The sequence below is a fragment of the Actinomadura formosensis NBRC 14204 genome (genome assembly GCF_001552155.1).
Lineage (GTDB): Bacteria > Actinomycetota > Actinomycetes > Streptosporangiales > Streptosporangiaceae > Spirillospora > Spirillospora formosensis.
On sequence record NZ_BCQQ01000006.1, the window covers coordinates 13,146 to 27,065 of the forward strand.

Here is a 13,920-nt window from a genome sequence, read left to right on the forward strand (position 1 = left end):
GGCTACCCCGTGTCGAGCGCCGTGCAGAAACCGCGCGCGCGAAGCCCGCTGATGATCGTCGGGAGGGCCTCGATGGTGGTGGCGGAGTTGGCGACGCCGTCGTGCATCAGCACCACCGAGCCGGGGACCGCCTGGTCGAGGACGGTGGCGGCGATGTCGGCGGGACGCCGCCCGCGCCAGTCGGTGGTATCGACCGACCAGCGGACGACTCGCAACCCGAGCGCGCGGGCCTGGCCGTCCACGATGCCGTCGGTGTCGCCGAACGGCGGCCGGAACTGGGTGGGGCGCGGCGCACCCGCGCGGGTGATCGCGGCGTTGGTGTCGGCGAGCTGGCGGCGGACGGCGGCGGTGTCGAGGTCGGTCATGTGCGGGTGGTCCCAGCTGTGGTTCTGGGCGAGATGCCCGCCGGCGACGACCGCGCGGACCAGGTCCGGATGCGCGGTGGCCTTCTCGCCCATCATGAAGAACGTGGCGCGGACGTTGTAGGCGCGCAGGACCTCAAGGATCTGCGGCGTGTAGACGTCGGGGCCGTCGTCGAAGGTGAGAGCGACCCGTCCGCGCCTGCACACGTTGCTCGTGTCGGCGTTCTGGAGCATGGCGCGGGAGACGACGGTCTTGGCGCGGGCGGTGTCACCACCGCTGGGCTGCGGGAACAGCGCGTCCTGGGCGAGTGGAGTGATCGCGGCGAGTGCGAGGGCGCCGAAGCCCAGTTCGAGCAGGTGGCGGCGCAGCTGTCGGCGCGGGTGCCGTTCGCGGCGGGTGGGACGGCCGGGCCGCGTGGGCCCGGCCGTCCTCTTCTTCCTCGTCATAGGCCCTGATCCATAAGGGAGAAGTCGTCGACGATGAGGGTGCCGACGCCGGGCAGCGCGACGCCGAAGCTGATGTTGGTGGCGCCCGAGGGCACGGCGGGAGTCGTGACGAGCGTCTGCTGCCAGGTGTTCGTCTGCGTGAGGGTGGGACCGTTCGTCCAGAACGTCCATACTCCGGTGGCGCTGCGGTAGTAGATGCTCATCTTGGCGTGCACCGCCGACGACCAGGTGCCCTTGTACCAGACCCCGAGCCGGTATGCGTGGCCTGGTGTCGCGGCGGGCGCGCAGGTGCCGGCGTCCTGTTTCGTGACGAGCTTCCGGTCGCCGTCGGTGTACGCGGTGACGTCGACCCGCTCGGCGTACTGCCCGGTATGCGAGGCGCTCGTCCGCGACCAGGTGTAGGTGTTACTCCCGTATCCGCCGAGCTGGAAGCAGTCGGGGACGTTGCCGGTCGCGGTCTCCAGCGACGGGTTCTGAACGCTCGTCGGCGACGGCGGCCCGTCGACGGGTGGTTGCAGGCTTCCGCCGATGACCTGGTCGACCGTCTTCACCTGCGTCCCGTTCGCCGATCTCGGCGCCAGCCAGTCGAGGAACGATGAGAGGGTGGACGGGCTGATGGCATAGGTGTTGTCGCAGCCGTTGCAGACGTGGTGGATGACGAGCTGCACCCATCCCCCGCCGTGCGTTTCCGCCTGGGTGACGTAGCCCTGGAGCTGGGCGAGCGTCGTGTCCGTTTTGACCGAGTCGGGGGTCTGGGTGAAGTAGGCGTCGGCGGGCGGGATCGTCTCGGCGTAGCCGCACCCGTTGCAGCTGCCGGGCGAGACGACCCCGCCGACCGTCCGGGCGCTGTTGTAGCCGCAGTCGTGCACCACCTGCTCGGACGTACCGTCGGCGTTCCCGTACGGGTAGGCGAAGTTCTTGATGGTGAAGCCCATGTTCAGTAACGCGACGCGGTCGTCGCAGACCTGCCGCTGCTGCTCGGCGACGGACAGCGTGGGCAGGTCGGCGTGCGTGATGGTGTGCCCGGCGATCTCGTTCCCGGCGGACTCCAGCGACTCGATCTCCGCCTGCGTCATGTAGCCGGACGTCCCGACCCGCGCGCTGTTGATGAAGAACGTCCCTTTCATTCCGTGGCCGGCGAGCACCGGACGGGCGTTGTCGTACTGGTCCTGCGACCCGTCGTCGAACGTCAGCGACACGACCGTGCCGGTTTCGGCGCGTGCGGGCGCCGGGACGAGGACGAACGCGGTGACCAGCGTCGTGGCGAAGAGGAGAAGGATTCGTGGATGCATCATCGGACTCCAGGAAATCGCTCAGCCCGCGCGGAGCGGGTCGAGCGTCGGTTCGTGGAAGATCAGGGTGCTCTGGTCGCGCGCCGCGATCTCGAACTTCAGGCCTCCTTTGCCGAGCCGCGGGTCGATCGTGGCGTGCAGCGGCGCGCCGCCCGCCACGGCGACGGTGAGCCGGGTGCCGCGCACCTCGATCCGGACGTCCCGCGCTCCCGCGCGCGACGCGATCGGCCGCCGGCCGAGCACGACCGGGTCCCGGTCGTCGACCCGCTGCCTGACCAGGACGGACGCGGTGCCGACGACGACCTCGACGCGGCCGCGGCGGTCCACGGCCGCGCCGTCCCGGACCGCGATCACCGCGCTGGTGCGCGGGTCGATCCCGAAGACCGACGTGGTCACCCGGTAGTCCGTCCACCGGCTGGTGTTGACGCCGCCGAGCAGGCAACTCCCGTAGACATCGCTGGTCACCCGCAGGTCGGAGGCGTGGCGCCGGCAGGTCGCCAGGTCGCCCGTCCACGGCAGCGCCCACAGGTCGTGCGGCGGCGGGGTGGGGACGGCGCCGCGGATCATCTCCAGCAGATCGGACACCGACGTGGTGGCGCGGACGCCGATCCGGCCGAGCGCCCAGCGCGGTGAATCCGCCGTCAGCGCGTCCACATGGCCGGTCGGGACGTTCTCGCCCACGAACGCCTCAGCGAACCCCGCGTGCCGGAGCAGTGCGGGCAGTTCCGCCGCGATCCGCGGGTCGTTGCCGGACCCTCCCGGCCGACCGAACGGGTAGGAGAACGCCGTCACCCGGTGCCCGAGCGTCTTGCGGAAGAAGCGCTGGCTGCGGGCCAGATCACGGCGGACGCGGGCACGCCAATGCCCGATCGTCTCCCGCTTTCCGTCCACGAGGATCAGGTTCGGCATCGGCGCAGCGACGTCCCCGGGGATCCGGGCGAGGTCGTGCAGGCCGTCACTGTGCGAGCCGAATTCCCAGCGCCCGGTCGCGGCGAGGTCCTCGACCTGCCGGGTCGACAGGTAGTAGGACGGCGTGCCCGGCTGGACGATCTTCCCGGTGGTGAGGAAGCCTGCCGCGGTGAAGCCGTGCTCCTTCAGCACCGGGTCGGCGGTCGTCCAGTCGGTGAGCCGGCCGTCGTCGAAGGTGATCAGCAGGGCGCGGGGCGGCAGGTCGACGGGCCGGCGCGCGAGCAGGTCCTCCACGTCCCGCAGCCGGACCGTCCGGTACCCGGCCGCCGCCAGCGCCGCCATGTGCTCACCGAACAGTTCGCGTGACAGCGTGCTGCCGGTGTGGCCGGTGCCGGACACCCCGTGATACGTCAGGACGAGCACTGATCCCGGATAGCGGGGAAGCGCCGCCGCGGTTCGCGCCGTCCCCGGATCCAGCCGGACGGCCAGCGCCTCCTTCTGTCCCGGGTCGAATGGACGGCTCAACGTCACCCACGTGGTGAGCGCGAGACCGAGCGCGCACAGGAACACCAGGCCGGTGAACGCCCGGAACAGCCGGGTGGACCGGGCGGGCGGCGGCCTGTCCCACGGCGCGGGCTCCACCCGCTCAGCCATCGCTCGCCGCCGCGCTGTAGACCTGGACCGGACGCGGCGCGGCCGGCGACGCGGGTGTCGTCGTGTCCCGCGTGCCCCACTTCCCGTCCCGGATCCGCGCGATCGCCCACAACAGCTGGGGCGAGAACGCGACATAGAAGAACGTCCCGATGAACGCGTAGATCCACATGCCGTCGTCGCGCAGCATCCGGTACGTCAGCGCGTAGCCCATCGACACCAGGTACAGGCCGAGGAAGTAGATCATCGGGAAGCGGCCGCCGGCGATCGGTGTCGCCAGGCTGTACAGCACCACGATCGGGCTGAGCAGCCCCGCGATCGTCTGCACGGCGATCGACGGCAGGGCCCGCGTCCGGCTCCGCCACACGTGAGCCAGCAGCAGCGGCCCCTCCCGGCTCCACGACTTCTTCCACCGCAACTGCTGCCGGAAGAACTTGCGGTACCGGTCCGGCGCGTCCGTCCACGCCTCCGCCCGGGCGTCGTAGCGGGTCGTCCAGCCGGCCTTGATGACCCGGTTGGTGAGCGCCCGGTCGTCCCCGTAGGTGCACTCGACGCCGAGGAACCGCTGATGCTCCCACGCGTTCAGCAGCGGCGCGATCGCCGTCCGCCGGTACGCCGCGAAGCAGCCGGAGCAGCACGTGACCGCGCCCAGCACCGACTCGGCGCTCTTGAGCAACTGGAACGACACGTAGTAGCGCGCCGCCTGCATCCTGGTCAGCACGTTGCTCTCGGCGTTGCGGACGTAGGTGAGCCCGGAGATCGCGCCGACCTTCTCGTCGGCGAACCCCTGCACCAGCAACCGGACCGAGTCCGGCGCCGGCATCGAGTCGGAGTCGACGAACACCAGGATCTCCGCCGACGTCGCCCGGATCCCGGCCGCCATCGCCGCGCGCTTCCCCTTGTTGCCGCCAAGGTCGACGCACCGCACCTGCCCCTCCGGATACTGCGCGGCGGCCTCCTGCATGCGCTCCCACGTGTCGTCGGTGGACCCGTCGTTCACCACGACGATCTCCAGCCTGTCCCCGGGATAGTTCAGCCCGATGCAGGAGTGGATCGTCCGGGCGACGGCCTCGCCCTCGTTGTAGGCGGGCACCACGATCGCGACGGACGGGGCGATGCCCGCGTCACGCGGCGGCCGGTAGAACACCGCGAGCACGAACCGGCTGATCACATAGCTGCTGACCAGCACCGTGTACGTCGGCAGCAGCAGGTTGCCGCGCATGTACGCGACCTTCACGCCGACATGCCAGATGATGACGCCGCAGATCGCGGCCACACCGGCCAGCGCTCCGAGCGGCACCGGGCGTGCTGTCCGGGGCAGGCCGCCGAAGGGGATCCGCGGCCTTCGGCGGCGGCTCACAGCGCCACGCGCCGGGCGCGGCCGGAGAAGCGGTACGTCGCGTCCAGCAGCAACTGGTCCTCGTGCAGCCAGCCCAGGTCGAGGGCCTGGTGCGGGGTGTGCGCGATCACTAAGTCCGCCGAGCCCGGTTCGACGCTCGCCAGCTTCGTCCCGCCCTCGGTGACCAGCTCAGGCACGTGCGGATCGTGGTATCTGACCCGCGCGCCCGCCGCGAGCAGCCTGTCGATGATCTCCAGCGCGGGCGACTCGCGCAGATCCTCGACCTCCGGCTTGTAGGCGACGCCGAGGATCAGCACGTCCGCGCCCGCCAGACCGCGCCCCTGGTCCGACAGCACCTGCCGGGCCCGCTCCACCACCCGCCCCGGACGCATCGCGATGGCGTTCATCGCCGCCGACACCAGCGGCGTGTCCAGCCGGTCCCGCTTCAGCTGCCACAGCAGGTAGTGCGGATCGCACGGGATGCAGTGCCCGCCCGCCCCCGGACCGGGAAAGAACGGCATGTACCCGTACGGTTTCGTCGCCGCCGCCTCGATGACCTCCGTCACGTCAAGCTCCAGCAGCCGGCTCGCGTCCGCGAACTCGTTGACCAGCGCGATGTTCACGGCCCGGAACGTGTTCTCCAGCAGCTTGGTCATCTCGGCGGCCTCCGCCGACGACACCGTGTGCAGCTTCCCCGCGTACCGTCCGAGCAGCCCGGCGGCCCGCTCCGCGCACCGTGGCGTCATGCCCCCGACCACCCGCGGCACGTCCTCGTGCGCGTGCCGGTCGTTGCCCGGGTCGATCCGTTCCGGGCTGAACGCGACGAACACGTCCGTCCCCACCCGCAACCCCCGCGCGGTCAGCGGCCGGGCGAGCAGTTCCTTCGTCGACCCCACGTAGCTGGTCGAGGTCAGCACGATCGTCTGCCCTGTCCGGGCGTGCGCGGCAGCGGTGGCGCACGCCCCTGCCAGCGCCCTGAGGTCCGGGACGAGATGCCGGTTCACCGGCGTCGGGACGCAAATGATCACCGCGTCCGCCCGGGACGCGTCGGCGGGCTCGGCGGTCACCGCGAACCCGTCCCGCGCCGCCCGCAGCCGTTCATGGTCGTTGTCCAGCAGGTCGACGCGTCCGGACCGGATGGCCTCCAGCCGGCCCGGGTCCAGATCGACGCCGAGCACGCGCAGCCCGGCGGCGTGGAAGGCGAGCGCGGTCGGCAGCCCGACATAACCCAGCCCGATGACCGCGACATCGTATGTCGATGAATCGGCGGATCGCGCCCTAACAGGCGAAGCAGCGAAGGACATGGCTCATTGATCTCCCGCGTGAGGTCCAGATGAACTGGACTCTCTCCACTATCTGCCGCCCATATCTTGGAGCAGCGAAAGATAACCAGGACCCACCCGAAAGTCAGACCTATCATGATCACTGGCCATAGATTCTTATCCGACTTTTCCTGACAGGCATCCTGGATTTTAATCCCTTGGAACCGGGTCCAGCCCAGGCAAGCTGAAACCCGATTCCCGCGTTCCGCGTAATTTGACGTTTTTAGAGGTGTGGTGCCGACCTGAAAGGTTCAGCGCGACGATTCGATGGGCCGGCCCGGCGATGCCGGAGGCGCAGATCGTTGGTTCTCGGCGGCCTGGAGGGCACCGCGCGAGCGGAGGATATTGGCCGGGCTGCCCTATGGGTGGAGTTCGTCCGGGTCGGCTATTCCCTGATCGCCCCTGTCGGCACGTCTCACCCGCGAATGCCCGAGAGTCGGTTATGCGGCGGATCAGCCGCTTGGCAACGCCGACCCGGCGATACGCAGCAAATGACAGGAAGGCCGCGCGGGGTTGTCGAGGACGCAATTCTTCCTCATCACCTCAGACCGGAAGATCCCACTCAGAAGGCGGGGCGTTGTCCTCTTCGCCCGAACCGCTGGGACGTCTCGGTCAGCGGTTTCTGCGGCACCTCCGATCTCGACGGCGAGTCGATACCGACCTCCTGCCCGCCGGCGGAGCATGAGACGCCCGGCGAGATCGGCCATGCGCGGGCCGACTCCGCGCAATTCACCCGCGCGAGCCGTCCAGGCGGCGGCCACGGGGGCCGGCGGAGAGCAGACCGCCAGTGGCACACCCTCGGGATGGTTGCCCATTTCACCGAGGGGAGAGGGGTCGGGACAGCGGCCAGGTTCCAGCGAGCGCGGACCGCACCGACCCGGCCGTCCGGGAGAGAACGACGCGATGAGAGTCATGCTGAGAGCGCACATGGACACCAAGGCTTCAAACGAGGCGCTCAAAAGCGGAAAACTTCCGGAGATCCTCAATTCAATGATGGATCGGCTCAATCCTGAAGCGGTCTACTTCGGCCCCGGCGAGGGCGGACGCGCCTGCACCGTGGTCTTCGACATGCAGGACAGCTCAATGCTGCCGAGCATCGCCGAGCCGCTTTTCCAGGAGCTGGGCGCGAAGGTCGAGATCCAGCCGGTGATGACCCGAGAAGATCTGGAGAAGGGTCTCACGGCGCTGCGGCAAAGCTGACCAAGGCCCCGGCCCGCCCGCACGGCCGTCCCCCGGATGGTTCGAGCGGGCCGGCCGGGGGTGGGGCTGGTGGCGGTGCAGATCGAGCAGCCGCGCACGCAGACGCCGGTCAGGGGCGCAGGCGAGGTCGAGAGGTGCATGCCCTCCACGCCGGACAGCTCATCGGTCCGAGGCTCATCTACGAGAGCCCCAAAAAAAATCGGGGCGGCGATGTCGAGAACCCGGAACCGGCTCCGTCCCCGGTGTGAACGCGACCAGAATGGGTCGCACCAGCATCGAGGAGAGACCCGATGGCCAAGTACCTGCTGCTCAAGCACTACCGCGGCGCCCCGGCTTCGGTCAACAACGTGCCGATGGACCGGTGGACGCCGGAGGAGATCTCGGCCCACGTCCAGTACATGAACGACTTCGCGGCCCGGCTGGAGGAGACCGGCGAGTTCGTCGACGGTCAGGCGCTCGCACCCGAGGGGACGTGGGTCCGGTACGACGGCGAGGGCCGCCCGCCGGTCACCGACGGCCCGTTCGCCGAGACCAAGGACCTCATCGCCGGCTGGATGGTGATCGACGTCGACGGCTACGAGCGCGCCGTCGAGCTGGCCGGGGAGCTGTCGGCCGCCCCCGGGGCGGGCGGCAGGCCGATCCACGAGTGGCTGGAGGTGCGCCCGTTCCTGACCGCGCCGCCCACCATCACGGAGTGACATCTCAGGTGAACGAGGTCCTGCTCCGGAGCCTCACGCCGAACGTCCTGGCGATCCTCGTCCGCCGCGGAGCCGACTTCGCGGCGGCCGAGGACGCCGTGCAGGACGCGCTGGTCGAGGCGGTCCGCGTCTGGCCGGCCGACCCGCCCCGGGACCCGAAGGGCTGGCTGGTCACCGTGGCCTGGCGCCGGTTCCTCGACACGACCCGGGCGGACGCCGCCCGCCGCCGACGCGAGGACCTCGTGGACGAGGAGCCTGCCCCCGGGCCCGCGCCCGCGGTGGACGACACGCTCCAGCTCTACTTCCTGTGCGCCCACCCGTCGCTGACGCCGTCGTCCGCGGTCGCGCTCACGCTGCGCGCCGTCGGCGGGCTGACCACCCGCCAGATCGCCCAGGCCTACCTGGTGCCCGAGGCGACCATGGCGCAGCGCATCAGCCGGGCCAAACGCACCGTCTCCGGCGTGCGGTTCGACCAGCCCGGCGACGTCGCCACCGTGCTGCGCGTCCTCTACCTGGTCTTCAACGAGGGCTACTCCGGCGACGTCGACCTGGCCGCCGAGGCCATCCGGCTCACCCGGCGGCTCGCCGCCGCGATCGACCATCCCGAGGTGGCGGGGCTGCTCGCCCTCATGCTGCTCCACCACGCCCGGCGCGCCGCCCGGACCGCGCCCGACGGCAGCCTGGTACCGCTCGCCGAGCAGGACCGCGGCCGGTGGGACACCACGTTGATCGCCGAGGGCGTCGAAATCCTGCAGGCGGCCCTCGCCCGCGACCGGCTGGGCGAGTTCCAGGCCCAGGCCGCCATCGCGGCACTGCACGCCGACGCGCCCACCGCCGAGGAGACCGACTGGGTACAGATCGTCGAGTGGTACGACGAGCTCGCGCGCCTGACCGACAGCCCGGTCGTCCGGCTCAACCGCGCGGTGGCCGTCGGCGAGGCCGACGGACCACGCGCCGGCCTGGCGGCGCTCGCGGCGCTGGACGCCTCACTACCCCGATACGCCGCGGTGGCGGCGTATCTCCACGAGCGCGACGGCGACCTGGCGACGGCGGCACGGCTGTACGCCGAGGCGGCCCAGAAGGCACCCAACCTCACCGAACGCGACCACCTGACGCGCCAGGCCGCCCGCCTCAACACCCACCGGCACCGCTGACGAGCCGCACCCGAAGCCCGCCCGGTCGGCGCAGGCCGTGGCCGCGCGCAGGACCGTGGACGTGCGTCACCGACGTCGCGGCGACTCACCATGAGCTTCGGTCCGTGTGGGTCTTCGCTGTTACGGACGGCGACGACATTGGAAATCAGCGCCCGTGCCACAGCCGTAGATCGCGCCGGTGACCTGCGGTGACGCTGGACGCGGGGCGGCCACCCGACTTGGACGCGTTCTGTGATCTATTGTGAGCGGGGAGTGCCGGTGCGGTGTCCCTGCCCGGTGGCGTGAGTAGGGCACCGTGCTGCGCGCTTCAAGATCGGTCGGAATGTGCTGTTCGAGGAATCGGACGTGCGGGCCTGGATCAAGGCGCACGGCATACCTGCCGAGCCCTGCTGCCGGGCATCGCAAGGATTGGGTGCCGTCGCAGCAATGAGTCTGCCGGCGTCCACAGGTCTACCTCCCGACCGAGACGACCAACTCATCGGGAGTAAGGCATGGGCCTCATCCATATCGCGATGTTCGCAACCCTCGACCTCGTCGGACAGTCGCCCGGCGGCCCCGACGAGGACCCGGTGGGGTTCCCGTTCGGCGGCTGGCAGGCGCCCCTGCTGGACGAGGTCACCGGGGCGCAGATCGGCGCCGCGTACGAGGGCACCGACGCCCTCCTGCTCGGCCGGCGGACGTATGACATCTTCGCCGCCTACTGGCCGCACCAGGAGGGCGGCGAGGACAACGAGATCGCCGTGCTCTTCAACAGCGTCCCCAAGTACGTGGCCTCCCGCGGCAAGCCCGACCTGTCGTGGGCCGGGTCCACGCAGCTCGGCCCGGATCTGGCCGGCGCGGTGCGCGAGATCCGCGACCGGCACGAGCACGTGAAGGTCGTCGGGAGCCTGAACCTGGTGCAGACCCTCCTGCACGAGAAGCTCTTCGACCGCCTCGACCTCTGGGTGCACCCGATCGTGCTCGGCGTCGGGAAGAAGGTGTTCGACGGCGGCGAGGTGCCCACGAACCTCACACTCCTCAAACCACCGGCAGCCAGTCCGAAGGGCACCGTGTACCTGTGCTACGGACTCGCCGGCGGCACGCCCGGGACAGGGGACATGAGCGCACCCGATCACGGTGTCGGCCACGACAGCTGAAGCCGCCCCGTGCCAGGTGGGTCCGTATCGTCGGCGGTGCATCCGCCAGGTCGCATTCCGTCACGGCGTCGGCAGTTCGAAGTGCCGACGCCGTGACGACATGCCTCGCCAGAGAGTCACCGCCGTCACGCAATGGTCCGGCAGGCCCCGTGGTAGCCAGGTCCGTTGGGTGCGTGCACGATGAACGGCGGGTCGGCAGTGGCCGAGCATGCTCGCGGACCGCACGTCACATTGGCCGTCCACCATCGCGGACGTCGCCCAAGCCGTTCAGACCTGTGTCGGCGGACGGCCGTCATGCATCCCACGCCTGGCCGTCCAGGCTCAGGTCAGGTCTTCGAGGCGGCGCTCGATCTCCGTGTGGCGGGGGTTCGCCAGGGCTTCGTAGAGTTCCGCCGCGCGACGCCGGCAGTTGAGTGCTTCCGCTGTTCGGTCGGCCTGGTGAAGTGCTTCCGCGAGTGATTCCAGGGCCAGGGCCTCGCTGCGGCGGTCACGGAAGGCAGCGAAGGACTCGGCAGCCTGACGGAGGTGGGAGATGGCCTCTTCGGTTCGACCGGCTTCAAGGAGGCTCGTGGCCAGCGGTAGTTTTCCGTAGGCGAGCGTCCATTGGTCGTCAATGACTTCGAAGATGAGGGCCGCTTGTTCCAGGAGTTCAATCGAGCGCGGCAGGTCATGGAGTGCCCGTGCGCACTTGCCCAGACTCAGCAGGGACATGCCTTCACCGCGCCGAGGACCGGCCGCGCGGAAGACACGCAGCGCCTGTTGGAAGTACTCCTGCGCTGAGATGAAGTCCGCGCGCTCTTCCCGGAGAAGTCCCAGTCCGCGTAGCGCGAACCCTCGCATCCAGCCTGCCGAGATCACATCCGCCATGCTCGCCGTTACCTGGTAGTGCGTCGCGGCCTCGTCGGGTCGGCCGGCGCGCCAGACGGCATCGGCGAGGATGAGGTTGCAGACGGCCTCGCCATAGGTATCTCCGATGGTTCGAGCGGCCCGCAACCCCAGTCGCATTCCCTCTTCCCAGTCAGTCCAGTAGGACTGCAACTCTAGAAGGCCGCTTGCAACCGTGGCCAGTTTCCAGGTTATGTCGAACTGGCCGTATTCTATTGATTGATTCAAAGCCGCGACGATGTTCGCCCGTTCCTCCGCGAACCAGCGTGTTGCGTCGGCGGAACTTCCGACTTTCTCTGCAACCTCGATATCGTCATCTGGAACGAGTGGAACCATCGCGGAATGGGGTAGCGCCGCCCGTCGCCGGGCATCGGTGGAGAGGAGATACCACGTCAGCCCTCGCCGTACGGTCTGTGTACGTTCCTCTCGAGTGTCCTCCTCCTGGGCGAGTTCCAGTACGTACGACTTCAAAAGATCGTGCATGTGGAATCGATTGGGCTGCACCTCCTGAAGAAGATGAACACCGGTCAGCGTGTGCAGCCGCCTTTTTGCGGTTACGACGGTCGTGCCGATCAACGCGGCGGCCGCGCCGGGGCCGATATCCGGGCCGGCGTGCAGGCCGATCCTCCGGAAGGATTGTCGCAACTCGGGCGTCAACGCACGGTAGGACCATGAGAACGCGGTCCGAGTGTCGCTTAGCTCATCCTCGAGGGAGGCGAGGGCATCAAGCCTGTTCTGTTCGTTGACTAACTCACCGACGACTTCCGGCAGAGAGATATGAGGTCTGGCGGAAATACGCTCTCCGACTATCCGCAACGCCAGCGGCAGATGACCGCACAACTCGGCGATCTGAAAAGCCGCCGACAACTCGGGTTCTACACGTGACCGTCCTACGATCTGAGATAGAAGCTCAACTGATTCTTCTGAAGAGAGGAAGCCCAGGGTCACGCGCAGCGCTCCTTCTCGCGCTACCAGTCCAGGGAGTGTGCTACGGCTGGTTACGACGGTGAAACAATCCGGTGACGCAGGCAAGAGGGGACGAACCTGCTTGGAGGAAGACGCGTTGTCTATGAATACGAGAACGCGCTTGCCGTTCAAGGTCGATCGGTAGAGCGACGCGCGCTCTTCAAGAGTCTCCGGAACCCTGTCAGCGGGGATTCCCAGTGCACGAAGAAAGGCATCGAGTGCATGTAGCGGAGCGATCGAGGAAACCGGCCCGTATCCCTGAAGATCCATATAAAGATCGCCGTCGGGAAAGCGGTCGCGAACTTGATGAGCCCAGTGCAGAGCCAGTGCCGTCTTACCGATGCCCGGCGATCCGATTAACGCGTAGACCCTCGCCAAGGCGGTGCGCTCGTCGTCCCCTGTACGATTTCTCTCCAGGACCTCATGCAGCACCCGAAACTCAACGGCTCGGTTGACGAAGCAATTTGGTCTCACAGGCAACTGCCGAGGCACTGGAAAATTATCAGCACCCTTGCGCACAAATATGTCACCGTGCACAGTGTCGACCTGTAAGACCGTCCTGGCGTCACCAGTGAAGTCGTTCATCACATCGGCTGGTAGGACCCGTGCTCCGTTGCGCGCTCCCATACCGATTCAAAGGCGCTGGAACACGACTTCACGATGGCCGGGTCTTCGGTTATTTCGTGGCCGAGGTAGGTGCCGTCTCCGGCAAAGAAACCGAAGCGGACAAGCTTGTCATCGAACACCCAGAAGTCGTTGCCGGGCAGCGCGAGGTCTGATGCTCGTCTCCGAGGCAACCACCGGACCTTCTCTCCTGCGGGAATGTTCAGTACGGGCGTGACCTCGTACTCGTGCCGGATGAAGTCGGTGATCGGTTCTGAAACGACGCGGGCCCGGCGTATGTCGACTCCACGTGCGACCGTCGCGACTACCAGATCATACCAGTCACGGAACCGCTCGACGGGATCGAACTTGACTCCGGCTTTCCAATCGAGATACGTCTCATCATCAGGCGTGTACATGTCTCGCATTTCCAGATGCACGGCCGAATACCGGCATCCGGCGAAGAGTTCGTCAAAGGTTGGCCGCTCCGCCACCACACGCCTCCTGAATGATCATCTTCATACGCGCGGGAAGCCTTACAACCTTCTCGTTCTCCGCGACCGGGCTCCGCGCCGCCACTTCGGCCAGCGTAGCGTGATCAGTCACTTCCCACCCCTGAAACACGAGGTCCCCAGTTGCCTCGTCCACCCATACGGACGGGCAGTTACCGCCGTTAGTGTCAGGGTCGATACCGATGAACACGAGTGCCATGACATCCTCCGCGAGGCTACTCACACTGCCTGCTTAAAGACTCGCCCGCGCCGGGCATCCAGTCAACGGTACGATATAAATATCGACCTTCGGGATGCCTACCTTACAGCCCCCGGTCGTCCATACCAATAAGGTGAACGGAAATTGGAGTTTGATGCCGGTTATATTGGCTCGCTTCAAGATACCGGCGCACTGGCAGGGGGGCGCGGTGTGGGCGGATGGATGAGGAAGGGGCGGCGGCACGC

General features: G+C 68.2%; 12 protein-coding genes. 4 read left to right on the top strand and 8 right to left on the bottom strand.

The features are described 5' to 3' along the window. Positions 1-2: 2 nt before the first annotated feature. The 5 genes from AF1_RS02430 to AF1_RS02450 are packed head-to-tail and all read right to left on the bottom strand — an operon-like array spanning position 3 to position 6,304. On the bottom strand, positions 3-809 hold the full coding sequence (locus AF1_RS02430) for a polysaccharide deacetylase family protein (RefSeq protein WP_067793237.1): 807 nt from the start codon (positions 807-809) through the stop codon (positions 3-5). Beyond that, positions 806-2,104, bottom strand: a complete 1,299-nt coding sequence (locus tag AF1_RS02435; protein WP_067793238.1) for a polysaccharide deacetylase family protein — start codon at positions 2,102-2,104, stop codon at positions 806-808. The genes AF1_RS02430 and AF1_RS02435 overlap by 4 nt, the downstream gene beginning before the upstream one ends. Before the next feature lie 18 nt (positions 2,105-2,122). Continuing rightward, positions 2,123-3,664, bottom strand: a complete 1,542-nt coding sequence (locus AF1_RS02440) for a polysaccharide deacetylase family protein (protein WP_165488311.1) — start codon at positions 3,662-3,664, stop codon at positions 2,123-2,125. Then, the gene (locus AF1_RS02445) at positions 3,657-4,961 is read right to left on the bottom strand and encodes a glycosyltransferase family 2 protein (protein ID WP_067793245.1); all 1,305 of its coding nucleotides are present in this window, start codon (positions 4,959-4,961) and stop codon (positions 3,657-3,659) included. The genes AF1_RS02440 and AF1_RS02445 overlap by 8 nt, the downstream gene beginning before the upstream one ends. Positions 4,962-5,017: 56 nt before the next feature. Continuing rightward, positions 5,018-6,304: a nucleotide sugar dehydrogenase gene (locus AF1_RS02450; protein WP_067793257.1), complete on the bottom strand. Its 1,287-nt coding sequence runs from the start codon at positions 6,302-6,304 to the stop codon at positions 5,018-5,020. A gap of 945 nt (positions 6,305-7,249) precedes the next feature. Here AF1_RS02450 and AF1_RS02455 point away from each other — a divergent pair. The 4 genes from AF1_RS02455 (at position 7,250) to AF1_RS02470 (ending at position 10,510) form a co-directional block, all read left to right on the top strand. Continuing rightward, a complete protein-coding gene (locus tag AF1_RS02455; RefSeq protein ID WP_207393927.1) occupies positions 7,250-7,522 on the top strand; it encodes a hypothetical protein in 273 nt (90 codons plus the stop codon). Positions 7,523-7,812: 290 nt separating this feature from the next. After that, positions 7,813-8,220 carry a YciI family protein gene (locus AF1_RS02460; protein ID WP_067793261.1) on the top strand — a complete coding sequence of 136 codons (408 nt, stop codon included), beginning with the start codon at positions 7,813-7,815 and terminating at the stop codon, positions 8,218-8,220. 8 nt (positions 8,221-8,228) lie between these two features. Next, on the top strand, positions 8,229-9,374 hold the full coding sequence (locus AF1_RS02465; protein ID WP_067793264.1) for an RNA polymerase sigma factor: 1,146 nt from the start codon (positions 8,229-8,231) through the stop codon (positions 9,372-9,374). A gap of 491 nt (positions 9,375-9,865) precedes the next feature. Then, positions 9,866-10,510 carry a dihydrofolate reductase family protein gene (locus tag AF1_RS02470; RefSeq protein ID WP_067793265.1) on the top strand — a complete coding sequence of 215 codons (645 nt, stop codon included), beginning with the start codon at positions 9,866-9,868 and terminating at the stop codon, positions 10,508-10,510. A gap of 321 nt (positions 10,511-10,831) precedes the next feature. Here the strand turns inward: AF1_RS02470 and AF1_RS02475 are convergent, their stop codons facing one another. From AF1_RS02475 to AF1_RS02485, 3 genes are all read right to left on the bottom strand, one after another. After that, positions 10,832-12,793 (bottom strand): ATP-binding protein, encoded by a 1,962-nt coding sequence (locus AF1_RS02475; protein WP_165488312.1) that lies wholly within the window; start codon positions 12,791-12,793, stop codon positions 10,832-10,834. 152 nt (positions 12,794-12,945) lie between these two features. Further along, complete coding sequence (locus AF1_RS02480; protein ID WP_067793268.1) at positions 12,946-13,458, bottom strand: DUF6879 family protein; 513 nt, start codon at positions 13,456-13,458, stop codon at positions 12,946-12,948. Continuing rightward, positions 13,436-13,675 (bottom strand): hypothetical protein, encoded by a 240-nt coding sequence (locus AF1_RS02485; RefSeq protein WP_067793366.1) that lies wholly within the window; start codon positions 13,673-13,675, stop codon positions 13,436-13,438. The genes AF1_RS02480 and AF1_RS02485 overlap by 23 nt, the downstream gene beginning before the upstream one ends. Between the last annotated feature and the right edge of the window lie 245 nt (positions 13,676-13,920).